Origin of the sequence: Arabiibacter massiliensis (genome assembly GCF_902386925.1) — a bacterium.
Taxonomy (GTDB): domain Bacteria; phylum Actinomycetota; class Coriobacteriia; order Coriobacteriales; family Eggerthellaceae; genus Arabiibacter; species Arabiibacter massiliensis.
This window is the reverse complement of sequence record NZ_LR698996.1, coordinates 1,066,148-1,091,124: the sequence shown is the minus strand read 5'-3', so window position 1 is coordinate 1,091,124 and position 24,977 is coordinate 1,066,148. Positions and strand designations below refer to the sequence as shown.

General features: G+C 65.6%; 14 protein-coding genes. 7 read left to right on the top strand and 7 right to left on the bottom strand.

What is annotated here, in order from left to right:
* Window positions 1–33: 33 nt before the first annotated feature.
* The 3 genes from FX134_RS04740 to FX134_RS04730 all read right to left on the bottom strand — a co-directional run bounded on the left by FX134_RS04740 (window position 34) and on the right by FX134_RS04730 (window position 4,431).
* Complete coding sequence (locus tag FX134_RS04740) at window positions 34–1,662, bottom strand: ABC transporter substrate-binding protein (protein ID WP_080798354.1); 1,629 nt, start codon at window positions 1,660–1,662, stop codon at window positions 34–36.
* A gap of 268 nt (window positions 1,663–1,930) precedes the next feature.
* Window positions 1,931–3,760 (bottom strand): LuxR C-terminal-related transcriptional regulator, encoded by a 1,830-nt coding sequence (locus FX134_RS04735; protein ID WP_080798350.1) that lies wholly within the window; start codon window positions 3,758–3,760, stop codon window positions 1,931–1,933.
* A 17-nt stretch (window positions 3,761–3,777) separates the two neighbouring features.
* Entirely contained in the window at window positions 3,778–4,431 is a 654-nt protein-coding gene (locus FX134_RS04730) for a hypothetical protein (protein ID WP_080798346.1), read from the bottom strand.
* 282 nt (window positions 4,432–4,713) lie between these two features.
* Between FX134_RS04730 and FX134_RS04725 the strand changes: the two genes are divergently transcribed.
* The 4 genes from FX134_RS04725 to FX134_RS04710 all read left to right on the top strand — a co-directional run bounded on the left by FX134_RS04725 (window position 4,714) and on the right by FX134_RS04710 (window position 9,204).
* Window positions 4,714–6,315 carry a molybdopterin-dependent oxidoreductase gene (locus tag FX134_RS04725; protein ID WP_172623389.1) on the top strand — a complete coding sequence of 534 codons (1,602 nt, stop codon included), beginning with the start codon at window positions 4,714–4,716 and terminating at the stop codon, window positions 6,313–6,315.
* Window positions 6,316–6,328: 13 nt separating this feature from the next.
* The gene (locus FX134_RS04720; protein ID WP_080798340.1) at window positions 6,329–6,829 is read left to right on the top strand and encodes a molybdopterin-binding protein; all 501 of its coding nucleotides are present in this window, start codon (window positions 6,329–6,331) and stop codon (window positions 6,827–6,829) included.
* Window positions 6,830–6,896: 67 nt separating this feature from the next.
* Window positions 6,897–7,460, top strand: a complete 564-nt coding sequence (locus FX134_RS14770) for a molybdopterin-binding protein (RefSeq protein ID WP_232050841.1) — start codon at window positions 6,897–6,899, stop codon at window positions 7,458–7,460.
* Window positions 7,461–7,818: 358 nt separating this feature from the next.
* Window positions 7,819–9,204, top strand: a complete 1,386-nt coding sequence (locus FX134_RS04710; RefSeq protein WP_080798334.1) for a TrpB-like pyridoxal phosphate-dependent enzyme — start codon at window positions 7,819–7,821, stop codon at window positions 9,202–9,204.
* 602 nt (window positions 9,205–9,806) lie between these two features.
* On the opposite strand, the gene FX134_RS04705 is transcribed toward FX134_RS04710, so the two are convergent.
* Entirely contained in the window at window positions 9,807–13,496 is a 3,690-nt protein-coding gene (locus FX134_RS04705) for a S8 family serine peptidase (protein ID WP_080798331.1), read from the bottom strand.
* Between the two features lie 207 nt (window positions 13,497–13,703).
* Between FX134_RS04705 and FX134_RS04700 the strand changes: the two genes are divergently transcribed.
* Window positions 13,704–14,549, top strand: a complete 846-nt coding sequence (locus FX134_RS04700; RefSeq protein WP_080798329.1) for a LytTR family DNA-binding domain-containing protein — start codon at window positions 13,704–13,706, stop codon at window positions 14,547–14,549.
* 454 nt (window positions 14,550–15,003) lie between these two features.
* On the opposite strand, the gene FX134_RS04695 is transcribed toward FX134_RS04700, so the two are convergent.
* Window positions 15,004–16,182, bottom strand: coding sequence for an IS110 family RNA-guided transposase (locus tag FX134_RS04695; RefSeq protein WP_080798323.1), 1,179 nt, complete (start codon window positions 16,180–16,182; stop codon window positions 15,004–15,006).
* Between the two features lie 994 nt (window positions 16,183–17,176).
* On the opposite strand from FX134_RS04695, the gene FX134_RS04690 reads away from it, so the two are divergent.
* Both FX134_RS04690 and FX134_RS04685 read left to right on the top strand, forming a co-directional pair.
* The gene (locus FX134_RS04690; RefSeq protein WP_080798320.1) at window positions 17,177–20,641 is read left to right on the top strand and encodes a S8 family serine peptidase; all 3,465 of its coding nucleotides are present in this window, start codon (window positions 17,177–17,179) and stop codon (window positions 20,639–20,641) included.
* A complete protein-coding gene (locus FX134_RS04685) occupies window positions 20,638–24,396 on the top strand; it encodes a lectin like domain-containing protein (protein ID WP_080798316.1) in 3,759 nt (1,252 codons plus the stop codon). Before FX134_RS04690 ends, FX134_RS04685 begins: the two co-directional genes overlap by 4 nt.
* On the opposite strand, the gene FX134_RS04680 is transcribed toward FX134_RS04685, so the two are convergent.
* Complete coding sequence (locus FX134_RS04680; protein ID WP_143412136.1) at window positions 24,371–24,643, bottom strand: hypothetical protein; 273 nt, start codon at window positions 24,641–24,643, stop codon at window positions 24,371–24,373. The genes FX134_RS04685 and FX134_RS04680 overlap by 26 nt on opposite strands.
* The gene (locus FX134_RS04675; RefSeq protein WP_080798307.1) at window positions 24,630–24,947 is read right to left on the bottom strand and encodes a hypothetical protein; all 318 of its coding nucleotides are present in this window, start codon (window positions 24,945–24,947) and stop codon (window positions 24,630–24,632) included. The genes FX134_RS04680 and FX134_RS04675 overlap by 14 nt, the downstream gene beginning before the upstream one ends.
* Window positions 24,948–24,977 lie beyond the last annotated feature (30 nt).

Here is a 24,977-nt window from a genome sequence, read left to right as displayed (position 1 = left end):
GCGAGCGGCCCCGTCGAATAGCGCGGATCTGCCCTAGGCTTCCTTGGACACGCCCTTGAAGAAGGCGACGCCCGTCGGATGGTAGTAGAAGTTCTGCACCTTCGGGTTGATGCCGAGCAGGTTCTTGGAGTGCGAGATGAGCACCCACGGCTGCTTCTCGGCCACCATCTCTTCGCACTGGAGGTAGATGGCGTCGCGCGCGTCCCCGTCGGGGGTCTCGAGGCCCTGGGCGATGAGCTTCTTGTACTCCTCGTCCTGGAAGTGCGCCACGTTCATGGACCAGTTGGTGTCGGCCAAGAGGTTCATGAAGTTGTCCGGGTCGCCGTTGTCGCCCGTCCAGCCGTAGAAGCAGATGTCATAGGGATCGGTCTGCACCTTGGTCTTGTACGTGGTCCAGTCGTACTGCGTGATGGACACGTCCACGCCCACCTCGGACAGGTAGCCCTGGATCATGTTGGCCAGGTCGGTGCCGCCCTTCTGGTTGTAGGGGCGGGCGGTGGTGTAGGTGATGCACTGCAGCGACGTGACGCCCTTGTCGGCGAGCGTCTTCTTGGCGGCCTCGGGGTCGAAGGTGGTCTGCTTGACGTCCTTGGTGTAGGGGGCCATCCAGGTGGGCATGACCGAGTTCGCCACGGTGGCGTAGTCGCCGTAGATGGACTTCACCATCTCCTCGACGTTGATGGCCTGGGCGATGGCCTTGCGGACCTCCTGGTCCTTGCAGATGTCGGACTCGGTGTTGAACGCCATGTAGTTGATGGTCATGCCGTCCTCGGAGAACAGCTCGAAGCCGTTGCTCGTGATCTGGTCGGCCGACGCGGGATCGACGCTCGAGATGATGTCGCACTCGTTGTTCATGAGCGAGGTGAGGCGCGTGTTGCCCTCGGCGATGATCTTGAACACGAGGTTCTTGAGCTTGGGAGCGTCGCCCCAGTACTGGTCGTTGGCCACGAGGGTGACCGAGGCGCCCTTCGTCCAGTCGACGAACTTGAAGGGGCCGGTGCCGCTGGGCTCGGCGATGGGCTGGCCGGGCGTGGCCGCGTCGGCCGCCGTCGGCGACACGATGGGGGAGGCGAGCGCCATGGCCAGGTTCTTCACGAACGGGGCGGACGCCGCGCGCATCGTGATGCGCACCGTGGTGGGATCGACGGCCTCCACTTTCTCCACGCCGTTGCCGGCGGCTTCCTCGCCGAACACGAACGACGCGTAGGGCATGTCGGAGTTGCGGTTGGGCTCGAGCTGGCGCTCGATGGACTTCTTCACGGCCTCGGCGTTGAAGTCGGCGCCGTCGTGGAACTTCACGCCCTCGCGCAGCTTGATCGTGTAGGTGAGGCCGTCGTCCGAGATCTCGGGCAGGTCGGTGGCCAGGCAGGGCGCCACCTTGGCGTCCTTGGCGCCGTACTGGTACAGGCCCTCGTAGATGTTGCAGGCCACGACCGCCGACTCGCCGTCGTCGAAGTACGCCGGGTCGAGCGCGCGCGGATCCGCCGTCAGGCTGTACGTGATGGTGTCGGTCGCGCCGCCCGCCGCGCCGCCGCCGGTCGAGCCGCCCTCGCCGCCACCGCCGCCGCAGCCGGCAAGGCTCACGAGTCCGAAGCTTGCGGCCGAGACGCCGAGCAGCTCGACGAACGTGCGCCTGCTGAACGCGTTCTTCTTTTCTTCCATATGGTTCTCCTTCCCTCGCGCCCCGTCCATTCGGGGCCGTCCGCGGGCCTGCGCCCGCTTGCGCTCCGCGTCGAGCGCGGAAGCGTATCCGCATACTTTAGTGCAATAAAGCCCGCCGTGGGGCCGGAACTGCCCATGAAACGTGGATTTAATTTGCCGAGCGTGCAGAATGGCCCTCCGAAAGGCTCGTTTTCAACGGTCTGGAAACGCCCGCGAACGGCGCTGCCCGGGGTCCGGGCGGGCGGGAGCGATTATCCCGTCCCGTGGGTCAGCCGGCAGGTTCCTTGGCCGGCTCGTCGAGCTTTGCCATGCTGCTCCGGGTTTTCTTAACGAGGGCCGAGAGATCGTCGTGCGAGTGCAGATCCATCTTCGCGTATATACTCGCCGTGTGGGAATGCACTGTGGCTGCGGAGATGAACAGCTTTTCCTCCATCTCTTTGTGACGATATCCGCGTGCCATCAAACTGAACACTTCGGACTCCCGAACCGTCAAGCCGTAGGATTTGGCGAGATGGGTGATAATCGCGTCAAGCGAGCGCTTGCGAGAGGCGTCGGTGCCGGACTCGCCCCCGTCGAGCTCGTTCTGCACGACTCCCGTTCTGTCGAATGGAGCATTGAACTTCTCGAGCATCTCTTGCTTGCTGTGGATACCCAGCTTTTTGTATATGCTTTGCACGTGGGATTTCACGGTGTTTTCGGAGATGTTGAAGCTTCCGGCTATGGATATCGTGCTGCGCCCTCGCAGCAGCTCGTCGAGGATATCCTGCTCGCGAGCCGTGAGCTTCGCCTGCTTTACCAAAGTGTCGTGCAGCTTCCGATGCTTTGCTTCAAGGCTGTTCTGCAGCTCGGTCTTGAGCCTACGGCCCGAAGCAACGCCTGTTTCCGGATCAAGGTAGCGCTGCCCCTCGGAGATCGCAGCGAGCAATCCGAAGATGAGCACGTACCCGACCGCCGTCATCAGGCTTGCATATTGCGAGGAGTCGAGGTGGAGAAAATCGACTAAGATGCCCACGATCAGTCCCGTGTCGATGAAGCCGGTCATGAAAATCATCCCGAAGCACACCGACTCGAACGGATAGGTGCGCCGGGCGTATGATATCTCGCAGAATACGCTCAGCTCGAATATGGCGACGAGGGCGAAGCAGGCCATGTTGACGTAATTGCTGTAGTACGCGGGTATGCCCAGAGAGCCGAGGAACGGCATCATGGCGAACGCGAACGACATGAGCAGCGTGCCTACCCAGAAGAAGCGTTTGTAAGAAACGTTGAAGATGCCGATGGCCACGAAGCATATGAACGCGCCTATAGCTCTCGCAACGTGGTAGGGGTAGTTGAAGTCCACTCCTGAGATCGATTCGATCTGCTCGTAGGCGAAGTGGTAGTTCATGAAGTTGAACGCTATCTCGCCGATGGTTAATCCGAGGAGCAACAGCACGCTTATGCCGAAGAACTCCTTCTTCAGCACGTTGTGCACCCTCGCATGCTCGTAACGGGTCGAGCGCGTGCGGGAGAACACCTCGCCGTCGACGCAGCTGCGTTTCGCGTAGCCGTACAACAAGATGGAGATCAGGGGAAACGCTGAGACGGCGACAGCGGCGGCTAAGGGCTTCATGGCGAACAGGACGATGCCGTCGAACGCGATTCCGATTGCTATGGCCAGCGAGGCGTTGATGGTTGCCGATTGGGCGCCGCGTTCCGTCCAGACCGCGCCCCACAGTGCCATGACGACGGCAAGGACCGCTCCATTCGTGGCGCCGAAAACCAGAGCGAGTGGCAGCGATTCCCAAATGGCGGCTGCGATGGATAGCAGGGACGAAGCGAGGCCGATCGCGCCGAATCCTGCTAGCTGCGTCGTCGTCTTGTTGTGGAGCAGTGCGGATGCGGAGGGTGCGAAACGGGCTAGGAGAAACAGGGTTGCGCCGCATGTGGCCATGCCGACGACAAACGACGGCACCGTGAAAGGCTGCGATGCTCGGCTCCAGTTGAAGAAGATGCCCGAGTAGAAGGCGAGATCCCACCAGGCCCACATAAGCGCCGACCCGACGATGGAACTCGCCGACGTCGCCCCGTAAAACAGATTGCCCTGTTCTTTTATCATACGCGTTTTCCTTGACGCTACCCCTGTTGACGAACATCCCCTGTTCGCGCATCGACGGTTACGATCGCATTCGCTATGTCGTTCGGATGCTCGACGCTGCTGTTGAATGCGTTCAGAGCGTCTTCATCCGTGAAGTAAAAATACCACGTCATTGTTTCGGGTGCATCTTCGGTTTTCTCTATTTCGGGCTCGTAGGCCAAAAAAGACACACGGTAGGGTTGGCTTCGGAGCTCGGGATGCTCATCAAGTATGTTGAGGTAGGCTTTGTCGGCGTCGACGCGCACCATCGAGGGCACGTCCTTCGGTGCCTCCTCCCAATCGTCCTCGTTCCAGGTGGTGGCACCATAAATGCTTGCGGTCGCTTTCGTGCTGTAGTTGAACACTGTATAGAACTTCGCGTATCGTTGCGACGCGAACAGGTAGGACCACGAGGGCACATTGCCGCCGGGCACCGCGTACGAGTTCATAACGGTGGAGACAGGGAACGCGTCAACGTCCTTTTCTGCAATAGCCGCCATGGTTTGCTCGTGCACTGCCCCCGAAAACGCCGGTTGCGGTCCGTCGGACCCTTGCATGTTCCCGGCGCATCCTCCGAGCACCACTGTTGCGGCAAGGGCGATGGCGACCCCGGCTGTGAGCTTCGATCTGAGCGTTTGTGCGAGTGTGAGCATGATCCCCCCGATCCTCTCCGGTGTCCTCCCATGCTACCGACTCCTCGGTTTTTGGCATCAACAATCACGGTCTAATAACTGACTAAACGATTTTTGACGAGAAGTGATGACGGCTTGATGAGGGGAGGTTTCATGTCCTTGAAAGACCGCCTCAAACCGTCGATGCGCTCAACTTCGCTTTCCTTTAGGGTGCGGCTATCCCCGCTTAACGAGAAAGGGGGTGCAAAATCGCAAGGGGACGGTAGCAAACGTACGAGTTGGATATGGAGAGGAGAGGACGATATGCAAACCGAGGAAACGGCCGAGACGCGCCGCCCATCGAAGAGGATGCTGATCGCCGCGCTGTGCATCGCAGCGATGATCGCGGCCACGCTGGCCGCAGTCGGATGCGCGCCGCAACAGCCGGCTTCGCAGCAGCCGGATGCTTCCGGCGATGCTGCGACGGAGCAGAATTCCACTGAGACGGTCGCCTTAGAGGGCACCAACATAAAGCTGAACGACTTCCAGCAGCGCGATGCGGGGGCGCTGCCTGACGACTACAATATTTCGGCTAAGGTCAACTGGGGGAGTCGAGGGTGCGATGCGTGCCACGAGGATCTTCAAGCGACGATCAAGGACATCGCGCCTACGGTGCACATCATGACAACTGGTGCCATCTTCGGCAAGACGGTTGATTGGAACGATTGCGAGTCGTGCCATTCGATGCATGATACACGCGGCGGCGTGTATCTAGGTGATTACATGCATGCGACGCACTTCAGCAGCGCGACGTTCACGGATGCCGACAACGGCAACTGCTGGAGCTGCCATGCTACTAAGAAGAACGGCGAGATCGTCATGTGGGACGAGTATTGCTACGAAGAGCAGCTGAGCGGCTACACGGCGAACACGCCCGCTTCGGAAGCCTTCTTCCACATGCGCGGCTACGATGCCGATACTTCCATCGGCATATCGACGCTGGCATCGGACGAAGTCGATCTCAAGGTTGAGCTCGACCAGGAGATGACCGACGAATCCCAGCGCTACGAGGCGGTGAACTTCGACATCCCCGAGTGGACCGACGAAGACTTCGCCTCCTGGAGCATCGAGGTCAAGGGCGTGAAGAACCCCATGACGCTCACGCTCGCCGACCTCGAGGATCATTTCGAGAAGCACACTCAGCAGGTCACGCAGGAATGCCTCGTCAACGGCGTGAACTCGTCGCTTGAGGACAGCTTCGAGGCTTCAGGCTACTTGTTGAGCGATATCATCGAGTATTGCGGCGGTATCGACGAGGGGGCTGTGACCGTGAACGGCATCGCTGATCCTGAAGAGGGTTGGAACTTCTGCGTGGAGCTCGACGACGCCTTGAAGAACGGCGCGTTCGTCGCCACCGAGTACTACGGCCATGAACTGACAGAGATGCAAGGCGCTCCCGCCGTGCTCGTGCAGCCCGGCTTCCCTGGTGGTACTTGGGTCAAGTACCTTAAGACCATCGAGTTCGGAACTGAGCCCGTCACCGCCCCGGTCAGAGTCATCGCCGGCGACGATTTCTATGATGGAGCCGAGGATCCGCATTTGTACGGGTGCAACTCGGCATGGTTCAACCCGGCGACCGACGGCCAGGTGTTCAAGGTCGGCGAGGCTATCGACCTTGAAGGCTTCGCGTGGGTGTGGAACGTGGACGGCCACAGCACCAAGCAAGTGCAGTTCAGCTGGGACTATGGCAAGTCGTGGATCAATGTGGATGTGGCGGCCGATGCGGATCCCAACAACTGGCAGCGCTTCCATGCGCAATGGACGCCGACTCAGCCCGGCACGTATTGTCTGAAGGTGCAGGCTGTCGATGGGAAAGATTGGCATCAGAAGAAACCTGCAAGCGTCATGGTCACGGTAGAAGGGTAGCGAGGTGGCATCGATGAATGAAACAACTACGAAGGTTGCCGGAGCGTTTGCTTCCCTGACGCTTTTGGTCGGAGCAGGTGCGGCCGTCGCCGTCCCTGCGATACAGGACGGCGCAGACGAGGCCGTTCGTGCGGGCGTAACGGCGGAGGATGGGGCCGCAAGCGAATCGCCGCTGACAAATGTCTCGCGGGTTGTGGGGAATTTCTCCTTCGACCAGGGTGTGCTTTCGTCGAACGAGGAGATATCGAACGTGTTTTGCAAGGCTGCTGCGACCTTGTGCTCGTCGTTGCCCGGGTACGGCATCGAGCGGATGCAGTCATCCATCGACGTCTCGGGCGATGTCGGCAATGCGTTCTCTGCGACCGTAGACGAGATGAAGGGCGAGAAGGGCGCGGCTTCCCATGTCATGGCGTGCGCATGCGCGTCGAACGTGGCGGGCGGCGGCGCCATCGCCAACGCCGAGGTCGAAGGTGTGTCGCTCGAGTCCATCGCCGAGATGGCCGAAGCCAGGTAGCGAAGCACTGCCGGCGCCCATCGCGCATAGCGGGGCGCCGGCTTCGATTTCGGGAGGCGATGAGGGTATGGAATGCAACACGGTCACATTCACGGCGGCTGACGGCAAAGAGCTGTCGCTTCCTCTCAAGGCTCTCGTGGAGCAGGGGGCGATCGTCGCTTCGAAGGTGAACGGCGAGGATGTTCTGTCGGTGATGGGGGCTATCAACCAGCTTTGGATTCCGCAGCTCCCCGCGAAGTTCTACATCCGCGACATCGTCGGCATCCGATTCACGCGTGAGGACGACCCTCCTTTGCTCGATTCGTTCGAATACGATGGGCATGACTTCGCGAACCGCCCTAACGTGTCGGTGAAGGCTCCATACGTCGCTCGGGTTGGCGAACCGCTTCCCTTCGAGGGTTACGCCTCCGACTTCGATTGCAGCATCGCGGCGATACAGTTTTCCCTCGACCAAGGCGAACATTGGACGACGTATCCGGTTGAGCGCGCCGATGCCGAGCGATGGGTGTACTGGCGCTTCGCATACACGCCGAACGCCCCTGGGGCCTATCGCCTTAAGGTTCGTGCGGTGAACGAGAAAGGCATCTGCTCTCCGTCGCCGGCGGTGCATGCGTTCGAAGTGTTTGACTGAGGCTGGCTTTAGGCCGTGTTGCAGCGGCCTGGGATCCGGGCGGGCGGGAGCGATCTGAAATTCGCCCCTTCCCAAAAGCGGGGCGGGCGTGCTATGCTTCGTCCGACCCGGAAACCGATTCAGAAGGAGCCCTTTGCCCGCAACCGCCAACACCGCAGCTTTCGCCGACCTCGTGTTCTGCACGTTGCTCGTCGGCGCGTGGTGGTGGAATAGAAGGCATTGATCCCGGGTCTCGCATAGGCTTCTGTTCCGCGCATACATACACAGAAGAGCCCTCGGAGATCCGGGGGCTCTTTTTCGTGTGCGGACGGAGGAACGACCGGCGGCGGGGACGCCGCAAAACGTGAAAGGAACCATCATGACCGACAACGCGCCGCATCGCCTGTACCTGCGAGAAGACCAGATTCCCACGCAGTGGTACAACCTGCGGGCCGACATGCCGGAGAAGCCCGAGCCCATCCGGCTGCCGAACGGCGCCGTGGCGCGCCCGGAAGACCTCGCGCCCGTGTTCTGCGACGAGCTGGTGGCGCAAGAACTCGACGACGACACGGCCTACTTCGACATCCCCGAGCCCGTCCAGGAGATGTACCGCATCTACCGCCCCTCGCCGCTCTGCCGTGCGTACAACCTGGAGCGCGCGCTCGGCACGCCCGCGCGCATCTACTACAAGTTCGAGGGCAACAACACCTCCGGCTCGCACAAGCTGAACTCGGCCATCGCGCAGGCCTACTACGCCAAGGCGCAGGAGCTCACGGGCATCACCACCGAGACGGGCGCGGGCCAATGGGGCACGGCGCTCGCCGAGGCGGCCGACCACTTCGGCTTGAACCTCGACGTGTTCATGGTGAAGTGCTCGTATGAGCAGAAGCCGTTCCGCCGTAACATCATGGAGACGTTCAACGCCAACGTCACGCCCTCGCCGTCGGACACCACGGCCATCGGGCGCAAGATGCTCAGCCAGCACCCCGATTCCACGGGTTCGCTCGGCACGGCCATCTCCGAGGCGGTGGAGCGCGCGCTCAACATCCCCGAGAACAAGGGGCGCTACACGCTGGGAAGCGTGCTCAACCAGGTGGTGCTGCACCAGTCGGTGATCGGTTTGGAGAGCTACGCGGCCTTTGAAGAGCTGGGCGAGTACCCCGACGTGGTGATAGGCTGCGCGGGCGGCGGGTCGAACCTGGGCGGCCTCATCGCGCCGTTCATGCGCGACAAGCTGCGCGGCGAGAAGCCCGACACGCGCTTCGTGGCCGTGGAGCCCGCGAGCTGCCCGAGCCTTACGCGCGGGCGCTTCGCCTACGACTTCGCGGACACGGGCCAGACCTGCCCGCTCGCCAAGATGTACACGCTCGGCAACGGCTTCCAGCCGAGTCCCGACCATGCGGGCGGCCTGCGCTACCACGGCATGAGCCCCATCGTGAGCAAGCTCAAGCACGACGGCTACCTGGAGGCCGTGGCCGTGAAGCAGACCGACGTGTTCGCCGCCGCCGTGGAGTTCGCGCGCCTGGAGACCATCCTGCCCGCGCCCGAGAGCGCGCACGCCATCTTCCAGGCCATGGAGGAGGCGAAGGCCTGCAAGGAGACGGGTGAGGCCAAGACCATCCTCTTCGGCCTCACCGGCACCGGCTACTTCGACATGAAAGCCTACGACGCCTTCAACAAGGGCGAGATGTCCGACCACGAGCCCACCGACGAGGAGCTGGCCGCCGGCTTCGCCACCATCCCGCACATCGAGGGCTTGCAGTAAGAGGGACCGCCGCGGCCGGGGAGGGCGTGCCTCCCCGGCCGCAACATCTGCGGATGCACGAAATTTGCGTCTGTGCGAGCTGTTTGCCATAGCTAACTCGCAAACTTCAGCACACAGGCTCTAGCGACCAGGCATTATGCTGAACGCATAAGCGAAACCGTGAGTTAACTGTGGCAAACAGCTCGCACAGACGCAAATTTCGTGCGTGTCCTCCCGGAGAACCGCCTGCGGGCTCGGATCGGCGGAGCGACGCCCCGGTCTCCCGGCCGCGCTGCGGTTTCCGCCGGGCCGCGCGCCAGGGTCGTCGCGCTGCGCGAGGATCCCTCCCTTCGACCCGGGAGCCTTGACGCCGAAACGAGGGGCTGCTGTCAAAAAAGAGGCGGTTTGGCAATCGGCTGCGCGCCGCCGAACATGGCGACCTGGGCTTTCTCGGGCCGGCTCGCCGAGAGGCTCCTCGAAATGCGCCCGAGGATTGCCAAACCGGCTCTTTTTTGACGGGAGGGGCGAAATCGGCGGCAGGTCTCGGCCACCGCGGGGAACCCGCCTGCCGAGGGCATGCTTTCTCCAAGGCGGTGCCGCCCGAGTGACCGGGCGGCTCAAGACTATTCGCGCTTGCGGTGCGCCGCCATCGCAAGCGCCCCTGCGGCCAGCGCGCAGGCGAGGAGCACGGCGGCGGGGGCGAGGGGGTCGCCAGTGCGTACGAGCGCTGCCGGCGAGCCGCCGTCCGCGGCCGGCGTCGTCTCGGGTTCGGGCTCAGGCTGCGGATCGGGTCCCGGCTCAGGTCCCGGCTCCGGCTCAGGCTCCGGACCTGGCTCCGGCACGTCGCCTGCTTGCGGGAGCGTCTCCATCGGGGTGGCGCGCAGCACGAAGCCGCCTTCCTCCTGGTTGGACGATCCCGCCACGTACAGCCAGCCGTCGTAGGCCGTCGCGCGGGGGTTGTACAGCGGCGCGGCGGACGCGCGCGTGCCGAGGCCCTGGAAGGAGGTGCCGCCGCCCTCCAGATCGAGCAGGAACGTGTCCTCGTCCAGCACGGCGTCGGCCCTCTTCGCATCCGCCATGCCCGTGATCCCCGTCAGCACGAAGCCCTTCTTCGCGCTTGCCAGCGAGGGGGAGAAGGCGTAGCCGGGCGCGAGCGCGGGCAGCGCGTCCGTGATCTCCTTTCCAGCGTAGGCGCCGCCCTGCTTCGTCACGCGCTCGATCTTCTGGAGGATGGAGGCCTTGCCGCTTGAGGTGTACTGGGTTCCTCCCGCCACGAGGAGCTCCGAGCCGCGGACGGCCACCTGGGGCGTCGCGCAGGGGACGGCGAGCGTGCCTGCCACCTGGACAGCACCCGTTTCGGGATCGTAGGAGACGATGTTGTCTGCGGTGACGTTCCGCCACTTGCCGTTCTTGAACTCCGCCGCTCCCACGAACAGCAGCGTCCCGTCGCAGTTCGCGATGGTGGTGTCGAGGGGCAGGCCCGACGCGTCGTGCTCCTGCCACGCGTCGGCGGCCGGATCGTAGCTGAGCAGCAGCGGCCTCGCCTCGGCGTCGGCGCCCGTCTCTCCGTAGAGGAACAGATTGCCGTCGTACGTGGTGACCGAGACGTTGTTGTTGGGCGTGACGGGCAGGTCGGCGCACTGCGTCCACGACGCCCCTCCCTCGTCGTAGCGCCACAGCTGCGTGAAGGGCCGGTATTTCTCGGAGAACACGGGCAGCACGTACAGGGAGCCGCCCAGCCCGATGGGCAGCAGGACGTCGACGTTTGCGGAAAACCCCTCTTCAAGGGTGGGAAGCGGAATGGTCTTCTCGAACACGGGGGTGGAACCCGCAGGGGAGTGCGGCACGTCCAGCAAAAAGCCCTTCGTGCCCGCACGTCCGTTCGCGGTCGTCACCTCCACGGCGAGCACGCCGCTTCTCGCGTCCTTGGGGCACGTCACGGCGATGGAAGAGTCGGACCAGGTCTCCACGGTTGCAGAAAGCCCGCCGACGCGCACGCTGCCCTTATCGGCCCCGAAGAAGCTGCCCTCCACGACGATGCGCACCTGGTCGCCGTCGGCCTCCACGCGCGCGTTCGACACCACCGGCGTGCGCATGGCGGGCTGCTGCGCGACGGACAGATCCACGTGCCCGCCCGAGCTGCACAGGCCCTCGAACTCCTTCATGGGCCGCACCGTGCCCTTCACGAGCGCCGCCAGCCCGGCGGCCCGCTCGGCCGGCGCCATCCCTTCCAGGGAGGCGTCGCCGGCCAGCACCAGGGCGGCGCCGGTGACCATGGGGGTGGCCATGGACGTGCCGCTATTGTAGGCGTATCCGGTCGACGCGCCGTCCGCGCCCACGCCCACGGCGTCGATGGCGAAGTCGATGGGATCCTCCGCCAGGATCATCAGCTGCACCAGCAGCCTGCCGTCCTCGTAGGCGAGCTGCTCGCCTTCCTTGAGAAGCGCCTGCGTGTCGATGGACACCGTCCCCCAGCCGTTTTCGCTTTGGGTCGGGCCTTTAAGGGCGACCCAGTCGACGCCGCGGGCGGTGTTCGCTTTGACGGAGACGGTCACCATCACCCCTTCGTGCGGCCAGCCCAGGCACTTCAGGCCGATGTAGCGCACCTTGGGAAAGTTCTCCTCGCTCACGGGAATCGACACGGCCGCAAAGGAGATGCCCGGAATCGGCCCGTTCAGATCGGTGGATTTGACGGTGAGCGCCCCGCCTGCGGCGTCGTAGCGCGTCGCGTCCTGCACAGCCTGGCCGGGCACGGGTTCGGTCACCTCCTCTCCCCTCGCGTCCATCCCGAGCAGCTGGACGCCCTCGCCCTTGCCGTCGAACGTGTCGAAGCTCAGACGGCCCGCGTCGGCCTCGGGCAGGTACGCTCCCGTGCCGACAGGGACGGGGGACAGGATATTCACGCCGGGCGCGAAGACGTCGGTGCTCGTCAAGCCGAAGTTGCTGAAGGAGGCGACGCGTCCGGCGATGTCGGAAGCGTTCACCGTCACCACGTAGGGGTTGTGCGCGAGCGCGCCGGCCATCGAGGGGTTCTTGTCCAGGTCGGCGGATTCGTTGCCCGAGCCCATCACCGACACAACGCCCTTCTCGCCGAGCTTGGTCACCGCGAGGGAGAACGATATGGCGTTGTCCGCGCCGCCCCATGAGTTGCTGATGACCTTGAGGTCCAGGCCGCCTTCCACGGCGTTGGCGAGGTAGCCGTAGCCCAGCAGGATGGCCGATAGGGGCAGGCTGCGCTCCTCGTTGTCAGCCTTGACCGCGACCAGCTGCACGCCCGAGGCGACGCCGCTCGTGCCGAAGCCGTTCCATTCGGCCGCGATGATGCCGGCGCAATGGGTTCCATGGTGGTAGTTGTCCGTAAGGTCGGTCTCGTCGCCGCCCGTGAGCGCGGCGAAGGCGTTGAACCCGTGCTCGCCGCCGAGCGTCGTGTACTGCGTCATGTCGCACATGATGTTCTTCAGGTCGGGGTGGCCGACGTCGACGCCGGTGTCCACCACGGCCACGACGCCGGAGGCGTTCTGGGCCCCTTCGACGTTCCACGAAGGCGGGTTGATGTCGAAGTCGTCGGGGCGGGTGACGGACTCGTCGACCAGCGTGTCGCCGCTGCTGTCGCAGCCCCACTGGTAGGCGGTCAGGTCGAGCACGTCCGCGCCGGCGCCGTTCGCAGCGGCCGGGGCGCCCGGGCCGTTCGAGCCGTCCGCGTCGACTGCGGCATCCATCCCCAGCGCCTCCTGGACGGCGGCCAGGCGCGCCTCGTCGGCATCCTCGCCGGGATCGACGCTGAACAGGTAGTTCGGCTCCGCGGCGAGCACGCGCGGGTCGTCGGCGAGCTGGCGCAGCAGGTCCTCGGTGGAAGCCCCCTCCTGCCGCACGAGCGACACAGTCACGGCGTCTTCTTCCGGCAGAGCCGCGCGGCTTCGCAGCACCGTAGCGCCGTTCTCGGCCGGCTCTTCAAGAGGAAGGCTCTCGCCGGTGGCGCTCGCGTAGGTCTCGCCCGACGCGTCCATCAGGGGCTCGGCCGAGGCCAGCACGTCGACGCTGCGCGAGCGTAGGCCGTATCCGGCCGCGGTGTTGTCCACGATGACCACCGCCTCGCCCTGTGCGTAGGCGCCTACGGCCAGCTGCTGCGCCACCTCGTCGGCCCCGCCGCCCGCGTCCGCTCCCTCGTCGGCCCGCGCGCTCCCGGGCGTCACCAGGGGCGCGAGCGAGAGCGCGAGCAGCGCCGCCAGCGCCAGGCGCAGGACGCGCCCGCCCGGCCCGCCGCCTTCCCTCGAGCTTCCGGCGCCTTCGCAGCTTCGGGTGGATCCAGCCATGGCGTTCCTCCTGTGAACCGTGAATCGGAACCTGCACGCACCATTTTACGGAACGCGCGCCCGCTCCCGTGCCGCCGTCGTCCGTCCGCGAGTCGACGCGGCACGAACGCGCCCCGATTCGGCACGAGCGTCGAAAGCTTTCGAGAACCGGGTCGGTTGCAGGTATACTTTCCTCGAGATGATCTTCACGGGCGAAGGGAGGCGCGCATGGCGAAGGAAGCGACGGAGGGCCGCGGCGCGCCGGTGCCGGAGTGGAAGGAGCAGGTGCTCATCGACCTCTCGCGCCAGACGGCGGTCGCCTTCGACGTCACCAACGACGAAGAGGCGGCGTTTCGGTGGGTCGCGGACGACGTCGAGTGGTTCGGCCCCTTCTCATGGCAGGCGATGGCGGGGGTCGATTCGATTCGCGAGGCGTTCGTTTCCGACAAGGGGGAGGGGACGCTGTCGCTGTCAGATGAGCACTGGCACGCCCGGCGCGTCGGAAGCGCCTGGGTGGTGATCGGGTCGTGCATGCTGGCCATCGACGTGCCCGAGCTCAAGGAGACGCTGCGGTTCAAGCAGCGGATGACGTTCGTGTGGGGACGCCGGCCCGAGGGGCCGCGCATCGCCTGCGTCCACTGCTCCCATGCCATCGACGGCGGCGTAGGCGGGCCGCCCGCCTCCACTGCGAACAGCGACATGCTCCGCTTGCTGCGCGAGCACTTCGGCGAGGAAAAGGACGACGGCAAGCTTGCGTTTCGCGACGTCGCCGGGCACATCCACTACCTCGCGCCCGACGAGGTGCTGTGCGTGATCGCGGAAGGGCCCCATTGCCGCGTGCGGAGCATCTGGGGCGGGGACGAGGAGTTCCTCGTGCGCGAGGGCATCCAGAAGATGGAGGGGCGGCTCCCCGACGCGTTCGTGCGCGCGCACCGTTCGTGCGTGGTGAACGTGGGCCACGTCGCGCGGATCGAGCAGCAAAGCCTGCTTCTGGACGACGGATCCACCTGCCCCCTCGCGGTGCGCCGCCGCCAAGCCGTACGCGCCCGAGCAGCGCACATGATGTCATCCTGAGCGAAGGCGGCGAAAGCCGCGCAGCTTGTCATCCCGAGCAAGCGAAGCCCCCAGCTTTGTCATCCCGAGCAAGCGAAGCCTCCCCCTTGTCATCCTGAACGAGCGAAGCCCCAGCTTTGTCATCCTTATATGACCCGAACCGTGTCAAGAGGCAATAAAGGACCGGTCCTTTCCCGTCGGATAAGGATCGGCCCTTCTCTATGAACATCTCCCTGCAAAGCCCGCCGAGCATATGCGCCGTCTTCTTACACGGCGCTTTCTCATACCTTAAATCCGCGGACACCGCGGCAGATCATGCGGCCCGCACTCCAATTGTCCTTTGTTCGGGCTATCCGCCTATGAGAGAGAAAACTAGTCTGAGTACGCGCACGCCACACGACCTTTGGTGCGCAAGGATGACGCGCGGGCTCCCGAACGGACTTAGACGGCGGGCTTGCCAGGGGGGATGCCTCTGTCAGCTCTCCTGCGCCTGGCTGGCGGCCGCCTGAGCCCTCTGGGCGGCACGTCCCACGGCCCACACCTGTCGGGCGAGCTCGGCGGCAGCTGCCACCTTGGCCTTGTTGGAGCCCTTCTTCGCCTCGCAGGTGAGATGGTGGAAGCGCTCGAGCACCCGGCGCGAGGCCTTGCGCGCGCAGGCGAGCACGCCCGGATCGACCTTTTGATCCTTGCGCAGGGCCTTGAAGGCTTCGGTTTGGTGCGAGAGCGTCTGGGTCGCTTCGACGAGGGCGGCCCGGACGTAGTTGTCCCCCGCCTTGTCGATGCGCCCGCGGCTCACCGAATCGTCGCTCGAGGACTCGCAGGGGGTGAGCCCCGCCCACTTGACGACGGCGCCCCCGCCGCCGAAGCGCTCGAAATCGCCGTACTCGGCTGCCAGTGAAAAGGCGCTCTGCACGTCGATCCCCTTCATGGCCGAGAGCGCATCAACCACGGGCTTCCACCTCGGGGTCTGGGCGAGGGCAAGCGTCTGCTTTGAGATGCGCGCAAGGCGCGCCTGCGCCTCGTCCGCACACAAGACCAGGAAGGCAAGCGCGTCTTGTGCCCCGGTTCCTTCCAGACGCACCTTCGAGAGCCACTCGCGCCACTCGCGCGTCCAGGTCGCCTTGAGGTTTCCCGCAGGAGTCCTCTCGTTCCAGATAGCGCCGTGGGTGAGCAAAAGCGAGGTGACGCGCTGCTTGGCGGCTTTGGCGTCGCGCGCGGCGCCAAAGCGCGCCCGGGCGAGGTTGCGCGCGGCCTCGCACTCCGGATCCGGGCACCACACCGCCGAGAGCGTGGAGACGGGGTTCAAAAGCTCGAAGAGCAGCCTTGCGGCGTCACGCCGGTCGTTTTTGTGCAGCTTGTCGTCGGTCGAGCGCGCGATGGACGAGACGGCGATCACGTCGCAGGCGGCGCCGAGTGCGCGCAGCTCCCGGCACAGATGAAAGCCGGTGCACCCCGACTCGTAGGCGGCGTAGAAGGGCTCCTCGAAGTTCGCGCGCATCCAGCCGATTACCTCGGCGGGAGCCGGGCAGCCGCCGAGCTTGGCTATCTTGGTGCGCCCGGTCGCGCAGTCGAAGCCCTTGATGGTGATGGAGCGTGCGTGCACATCCATCCCGAAGATCGAGCGGTACTTGGTGTTGATGGTATACTGCGCCATGAGAAGACCCCTTCCAATGCTTGTGGTACGCCCTTGCGCACCGATGGCCAGATACCTGCAAGTGTAGCGGGGAATAACCCACGATAGAGCCTTCAAGGCCGTCAGTATCTTCGGGGTCTTCTCTCTTTTTCACTCGCAGGTGCATCGGTTCGGGTCATATTGTCTGAGCGAGCGAAGCGAGTCGAAGGATCCCCTGCGGCGCCAGCCGAAAGCGCCACGGCTGTCGCCGCGCGGGATCCTTCGACTCCGCGCTGCGCGCTCCGCTCAGGATGACAAGCGATACGGCCTACGCGCTCCGCTCAGGATGACAAGCGATACGACCTGCGGCCTCCGCTCAGGATGACAAGCAACACGGCCTGCGGCCTCCGCTCGGACAGCCGACGCGACATCACGCACGACTCGTTCACCGGCGGCTGAAGGCCTTGTCGCCGAAACGGCGTCAGTACAAATGCTCTGGCTTTCCGCTTAACGCATGATCCGGCGGCCGCGTCCTCTTGCAGGCGAAGCGGGCCCTCCCGACACGAAAACCCTCGACGTGAAAGGTCCGAAGGCGGAAGAGGGCGGCCATCGGCTCCCCAGAGCGAAGGGCCCTCGGCGTTTTCCCAGGTCGCGTAATCCCGGCGCCCGCACGGATCGCCGGAATCCTTTCACGTCGAGGGTTTTCGTGTCGGGAGGGCTCGAACCGCGTGCACACCCTCCCCTGAGCTCGATTGTGCGTCATAGGGGGAGCCGGAACAAATGTTTCACGTGAAACATTTGTTGAGTTGAAGCATCATGGACAGGATCGGCCTTCGGGCGGGTGTTCTTGCGTGCGCGACCGAGCGGCCGGGGTTGCGCGTCGAGCGGCGCGCGGGGGAGGGGTGCTTCGACGTTCGTTCGAGTTTCGGGCGCGTTGGTGCGAGGCGGGGCGGACGTTGCGCGGAGCCGCAGGTCGGCCGGCCAAGACCCCGGTAAAATACCCGTAGGTATACTCACGCTCGCAGGGGGGTCTTGCATGAAACGTCTTCTTTCCCTGGTTCTGGCTCTCGCGTTGTCGCTCATGGCGGTGCCCGCGCTCGCCGAGGAGCCTCCCGCCGCCTCCGACGGCAACCCGCGCGTCGGCTCCGGCGAGGGCGCGCGCACCCTCGAAGAGCTTTTGGGCGCGGGCGACTACGAGCAGGGGCGCGTGCTGGCCCGCGTGACCGACGAGTTCGCCCCCGTGTCTTCCTACTCGAACGACGCGCCCGCCTGGTCGGCCGAGTCCCTCTACTCCTACGGCGCCGCTCAGCAGCCGGCGTCCGGCGCGCGCAGCTTCGCAGCCCAGAGCGCCGATCAGGTGCTGCTCATCGAATCGGACGAGCTTTCCACCGAGGAGCTGCTGCTCAGCCTGGCCGACGTCCCGGGCGTGGTGTGCGCCGAGCCCGACTACGTGGTCCGCCTGGACGATCCCGAGCCGTCCTCCGAAGGCGAAACCGCCGCCGCCGCCGCGCCGGCGGCGAACGCCGCGCAGGCCACCACGAACGACCCTTTGCTGGAGCGCCAGTGGCAGCTCTCCTCGAACGGTGACGTCGTCGGCGCCACGAACGCGCGCGAGCTGTGGGCGCAGGAGGGCTTTCCCGGCGCCTCCCATCTGCGCGAGGTGGTGGTGGCCGTGATCGACACCGGCGTGGACTGCACCCATCCCGACCTGGTGGACTCTCTCTGGGTGAACGACCCCGATCAAACTGGGCTTCCCGGCGTCCACGGCTACGACTTCTTCCACGGCATGGACGACCCTCGAGACGATGACGGACACGGCACGCACGTGGCGGGCATCGTGGCCGCCACGGCGAACAACAACGAGGGCGGCGCGGGCGTGGCTCCGAACGCGAAGATCATGGGGCTGCGCATCGCCAACGAGGAGGGCGGGCTCGTTGATTCGCTGGCCATCGACGCGTACTCCTACATGAAGCAGGCGGCCGAGGCGGGCGTGCCGTTGGTGGCGGCTAACAACTCGTGGGGAGGCGGCGGCGTCAGCTGGCTCTTGAGCGACGTGATGGAAGATCTCTACCGCACCGAGGACATCGTCTCCTTCTGCGCCTCAGGCAACTATTCGATCGACCACGACCTCGCCTCCGACATGCCCTCCAGCGGAACGTCCGAGGGCATCGTCGCGGTGGACGCCGCCGGCCGGGACGGCGCCCTCTCGTCGTTCTCCGACTACGGCGCGGCGACCACCGACATCGCGGCCCCAGGGGTGGGCATCCTTTCCACGGTCCCCGCTGCGCTGGGGATGGTCGACCCCGAAGACGCCGGCACGACTCCCGTCAGGGACGACTTCGAGGACGAGCCCGGCTTGTTCTCGTTCGAGGCCGAAGGCGGCGACGGCGTGACGACGGCCGCCGTGCGGACGGACGCCGCATGGGCGGGCTCGGCCGCATCCGGCCACAGCGTGCGCTGGACCGTGAGCGGGGCGCACGAGGGCCAGAAGGCTTCGCTCGTGCTGCGCACGCAGCCGGGGGCGGTCGAAGTCGCTGCGGGCGGCAGCGTGGACGACCTGCGCTTCCTCGCCTTCAACGCGAAGGTGGCCGATTCCAAAGAAGAGAGCGGCAACCGCCTGATCAGGGTGTCGTTGCGTGCGACGGACGGCGAATGGCTCGACATCACGCCCAAGGACCTCGACGCCAACTACGGCGCGTGGAAGACGTCCGTCGCCCCCATTCCCGACGAGGTGCGCGGCCAGGTGGATTGGGGGAACTTCGCCGTGAAGCTCTCGCGCAACTTCACCGCCTATGACGAGGGGCTCGACCTCGAGTTCGGCATCGACGATGTATCGCTTTCGAAGACGACGGTTCCCTACGACTTCTACGACGGGACCTCCATGGCCTCGCCGGCGGCCGCAGGCGCCTATGCCCTGCTGGCGGGCGTGTTCGCGGACGAAGACGCGGAGACGCTGCGCGCCCGCCTCCTCGGCGGCGTGCGGCGCACCGACGCGCTTTCGGGCACCTGCACCACCGACGGCATGGTGGACGTGATGCGGGCGGCGACGAACCCCTACCCGGTGGTGGATGCGCTCGAATGCGCGGCGGACGGGTCGCTCGAGGCCACGGTGCGGGGAAGCTGGTTCGGATCCCAGGAGGGGCGCGTGCTGCTGGATGGCGAGGAGCTTTCCGTGGCGCAGTGGGGCGAGGACGAGATCCGGGTGACGCTGCCCGCCTCGCTCGAATCCAAGCGGCGCTACGTGGAGGTCGTGCGCGCGGAGGACGGCGAGACGGGCCGCCGCCAGGTGCTCGTGGGCAGCGAGGAGGGGGAGGGCTTCTACGAGAGCCTTCCCGCCCCCGACTTGGAGAGCCTGGGGCTGGCAAGGGGATTGGAGCAGAATTACCCCTGGAAGGTGGCGGCGGCCGGGGGGAAGGTGTATGCGGCGTGCGACGGCCTGTGCCGCAGCGACGGCCAGCGGCTCGTCCCCTTCTACGGCCTGCTGGTCTACGATCCCGCCGACCGTTCCTGGGCGCTCGAGGAGGCCCTGGAAGACAGGATAGAGGATCCGTTTCTGCTCTGCTCGCACGGCGACGTCCTGTACGTCATGACCTCGACGGTCGATAACCTCGTCTACACCCTGGACACGTCCACCGGCGCGGTGGGAGGGCCGATCGACGGCAGCGCTCTGAACCAGTACGGCCTTGAGTGGTTGGTTCTGCCCACTGCCTCCTCCTTCTGCGATGGCCGTACGTTCTGGGTGTGCGGCGGCGGCGTCCCATTGCTCGGCCTCGAGGCGGCCCCGCTGTTCGCGAGCCTCGACTTGGAGACGGGGGAATCGACCCCTCTGCCTCCCCTTGGCGACGCGCGCTTCGCCCCCGCCTTCGCCGTGCTCGACGGCGTGCCGACCGTCGCAGCTGGAAACTCCGACGCGGAGGCGAGCATCTTGGTGGGCACGGTGGAGCGGCTCGTGAACGGCGCCTGGGAGCAGGGGCCGCTGCCCTCGTCGCTGATGGCCGGCCAGTACGGCCAGGCCGCCTGGGGCGTGCTGCCCGCCGGCTCCACCGTGGAGGGGGCGAAGGCGGCGGGCGAGCGGCTGGTGATCGCGGGCCTGAACGAGGAGGGTCTGGAGGGCTCCGACACGTGGGTGTACGATCCGACGGCCGACTCGTGGCAGGCGCTCTCCACGCGCCTGGCGGCGACGAAGGTGTCCTATGCGGGGGGAGCGGTGCTGGGGGACGCGTTCTACGTGCTGGGCGTGGACGCCATCGAGGGGCGCGACGTGTTCAAGCGCCTGACGTTCGAGCCCGCGCCCGAGGAGCCCGGCGGGGACGAGCCCGGCGGCAAGGATCCTGCTGCCGACGATCCCGCGGATGGGAAGGATGAAGCCGGCCGGCAGTCGCCCTCCACGCTCGCGGACATGGGCGATGCGATGGGCGGCGCCGCGGCGCTGCTGGCCGCCGTCGCCTGCCTCGCCATCGGGGCTTCAGCCGCCTCGCGCCGCAAAGGAGGAAGACGATGAGGGAAACCACGCGCCCGCGTTTCGCGTCCGTCCAACTGCCGAGGATCCTGCTCGCGGCGGCGCTCGCCTTGGCCCTCGCGCCCATGGCGGCCCTCGCGCCCGCAGTGGTCCCCGCGCACGCCGACGAGCCCTCGCCCGCCTCGCGCGTCGTCGACCAGATGCTGGCCGCCAACAGGGAGGCCCTCGCCGAGTTCGAGGCCACGGGAAGCATGCGCGCCCTCATGGGCTATGACGCGTACGGCTCTGCGGATGGGGCGGCGCCGCTCGATAACGCCTTGCTACCCTCCGCATACAGCCTGGTGGACGAGGGCGTGGTGACTCCCGTCAAGTTCCAGAACCCCTGGGGCACCTGCTGGGCGTTCGGCGCCATCGCCGCGTCCGAGACGAGCATCCTCTCCGAGCTCAAGGCGCGCGGCGAAGCCGTCGACCTCTCTAAGTTCGATTTGTCCGAGCGCCATCTGGCGTGGATGTCCAAGACGCCGCTTTCCGACGGGTCGTCGCAAGACGGCGAGGGCATCCACACCTTCTCAGACGACCCTTCGATCGACCCTCTGGATCCCTCCCTCGTCATGAACACAGGCGGCACGGCCTTCCAGGCGACGTCCGTGCTCTGCTCCGGGATAGGACCGGTGCCCGAATATCTGGCCCCCTACCAAAACGACGAGGGCATTAAGGATGCCGACGGCCGGTACTACGCGGAGGAAGGCACCTGGGCGGTCGACCAGAGCTTGCGGTTCTCGCAGTCTTTCCAGTTGGAAGAAAGCTCTATCCTGCCGCCGCCCGAGAACAACCGCCCGGAGGGCGTCACGGCCATAAAGGAAGAACTGCTGGCCGGGCGCGCGGTGGAGATCTCCTTCTGCGCGGACACCTGGAGACCCGGGAAGCCCGGCACGGCGAAGTACCTCGATACCGACACCTGGGCGCACTATACCTGGGATGACGCCGGAGCCAACCATGCCGTGTGCGTCGTGGGATGGGACGACGCCTACTCCAAGGACAACTTCCTGGCCGACCATCAGCCTTCGGGAGACGGCGCGTGGCTGGTGAAGAACAGCTGGGGTGCCAACAATCAGGAGTTCCCCAACAAAAACGAATGGGGCGTGGACGGCAACGGGTACTTCTGGCTCTCGTACTACGACAAGAGCCTCGTGTGCGCGGAGACGTTCGACTACTACACCGTCGATCCAAACCCCGAGGCGGAATACTGGATCGTGGCGCAGTACGACTTCATGCCCTCGCGAGGGGCCCTGCGGATGCCGCAGACCGAGCCCACCTCGATGGCGAACGTGTTCACAGCCGAGGAACGCATGAACCTGACCGCCGTGTCGTGCGAGACCGTGGCGCCGGGGTCGCAGGTGGCGTTCGACGTGTACCTGCTCGACGACGGATGCGCCAACCCTGCGGACGGCCGGCTGGCGGCTCATTTCGAGAAGACGTACCGCTATGGCGGCTACCATCGCGAAAAGCTCGAGTCGCCCATCGTGGTGGAGGCGGGCAAGGCGTATAGCGTCGTGATCACCGTGCAGGCGGAGGATGGATACGATCTTCTGACGCGAATGGGTGTCAATAGGGACGGCGTGGACTTCGTCAACCAGTCCCAGCCCGAAGGCCGGCTGCTCTCGTGCTATGAGGAAGGGGTCATAAACCCCGGGGAGAGCCTCCTGTGCTTCGGGGGCGGATGGGGCGATTGGGCCGAAGTCGTCGAGTCTTTACATCAGGAAGCCGCCGAGATGGGGGAGGACTTCTTAACCTACGACAACTTCGGCATCAAGGCCTACGGCGATCCCGCACCTGCACCTGTTGAGGGCGTGACGCAGGTGGCCGTCGTGCAGGGCACGCTTCCCATTGGCGACGAAGCGTCGTATGATGCGAGCCTGATGTCCTCGGGCTACACCAAGGCCGCGGCTGCGCGGGCGCTCTCGGACGTCGCTGCGGAAGGCGCGGCGGGCGATCCCGCGCTCGTGTGCGGCACTCCTTTCATGGAGCCCCTGCCCGAGGGCCTTTCCTCGGACTCCGCGAACGCGCTGGCCCTCGATGGCGAGGACGGCGGCCAGTCCAAGACGATCTACCAAGTGGGCGACGTGCGCACGTTCTTCGCCACTGGCCGCGAGGCGGAGGGCTTCAAGGCCCGGGTGGTCGCCACAGGCGGCACGTACACGATTTGGGAGGAGGAGGGCTACGATCTGTTCGCCCCTGCCGACCTGGAGACGTTCGCCGCCGAGCTCGATGCCGCCATCAAGAAGGTGTACGCAACGTTCGGCGACGCCGCGCGCTACGACGTGGACGGCGACGGCAAGGTGGCATTCGTGTTCCACCGGTTCGGCGAGAGCATGGATTACGCCGCCGGGTATTTCTCGAGTGTAGACCTGTTCTCGAAGGAGGATCTCGAGCCGATAGAACCGGAGCTTGCGGGCTTCACAAACCACATGGACATGCTGCACCTTAACACGGTGAACGCCCGCGCTGAAGAAGGAGGGCTGTACTTCGATAAGGACCGGGTCATGTATACCCTCGTGCACGAGCTGCAGCACCTCGTGAACTACGCCCAGACAGGCGGGCATCAAGACACGTGGCTCAACGAGGTATTCTCCGAGGCTGCGGTGGCCGTCGCGGGGTACGGGGCGACTGTAAACTCAAGGCTGGACTTTCTGCACACGCTCCTGCACTTCGGCGTGGGGGTGCCGTTCGTCTTCGAGGGCGAGTATGCGCCGAATGACGTGTATGGCAGTGCGTACTACGCCCACTGGTACCTGTTCTCGCGCTACCTCGCCAACCAGACGCGGGGGCTCTCGAGCGGCGACGGGAGGCTGCACGGCGGCGACGGGCTGTACAGATCCGTGTTCGACCTCGAGCGCGACGACCGAGGCTTCGGCTCCTGCACGAAGGAAGCCCTGGTGAAGACGCTCGAGGCCCTGGGTTACCTCGGCGAGGGCGCGGGATGCGCGGCCAAGGATTTCGACGAGCTTCTCCTCAACTACAACACGGCGCTTCTGGTGCGCGACAAGGAGGGCCCCTGCAGCCTGACGAACGACCCGTCCGCCGACCCGTCCGTGATCGATGGCGCGCAGATCAGCCTTTTGTCGGTGGTGGAAGGCTTCGTCCCCGAGGCCGTCTACGGCGGGGGAGCGGCGGTGTACGTGGAGCTGGACCGCGCGCAGCCCACGGCCGGCGCGGGGGAGGGCGTGCAGGAGCGCATCGTGGATTCCCCGCTGCCGCTCGACTACGCCATCGAGGCCTCCCCGGCCGAGGGCAGCGCGCTGCGGGACGGCGACCCTATCTCGCTGGACTCGCCGCAGCTCGACATGGTGGACGGCTCGCGCCTCGAGTACTGCGCGATGTCGTATGAAACGTATGAAGCGAACAGACGGGGCGAATGGGTCTACCAGGAGTACGACGGGCCCATCGCCTTCGACCCGGACGCGCCGGTCATCGCCGCTCGGTTCGCCTGTGATCGCGGCGCATCAGCGCACTCCCTCTTCATCTACGAGGTGGACGCCTCGCAGCCCGAGGAGCCCGATCCTGCGGAGCCCGAAAAGCCGGAAGCCCCCGGGAAGCCGGACGCGCCGCCGCCCGCTACCGACGGGCCGCCAGCGGCCGGCGGCGGAGACGTGTCGGAGGCCGCAGCGCTCGCGCCCACCGGCGATGCGCTCGCGGGCGCGCCGGCGGCCCTCGCCGCGCTGGCGTTTGCCGCAGCCGCCGCAGCCGCCGCAGCCCGCCGGCGACGCGCGCTCAATAAGCCTCCCGCTCGTGCATGAGGCCGATCATGCGCGCTTCGTCTCCCTTGAGTTCGTATATCAGAAGGAAGGGGGACACCACCGCCTTCCTCACGCCCTCCCCGTATTTCTCGACGATGGATGCGGGGAGGTTCGTGCTCCCGAGGACGGGCATGTCGGCGATGAGCCGCGCGGCCTCGATCACCTCCCTGCGCTTCGATGCGCGCTGCACCTTCATGGCCACGTCGCGTTCGAATCCGTAGGTGAACAGCACCCTAGTCTTCTTCATCGGAAAGCCCCATCGACGTGCGCATGGCCTCGATCGCGTTCAGAGCGTCCTCGGGGCTTTCGTGGAAGCGGCCGGAGGAGACGTCGTCGCGTCCGCGCGCGAGCATCTCGTCGAGGCGCGCGGCGAAGGCGGCGTCGCGCGCGGTCTGCTCGAGCGCGTCCATGAAGATGTCCTCGGAGCAGAACACGTAGGCGGCCGAGCCGTTCTCCGTGATGCGCACGATGCCTTCCCGAGCTGCTTGCTTGAGCTCGCCTTGCTTGCGCTGCATGGCCGATACAGGGTATATCTTCTCGAAGTTCAACATCGAATGCTCCTTCGGTTCATATGTCGAATA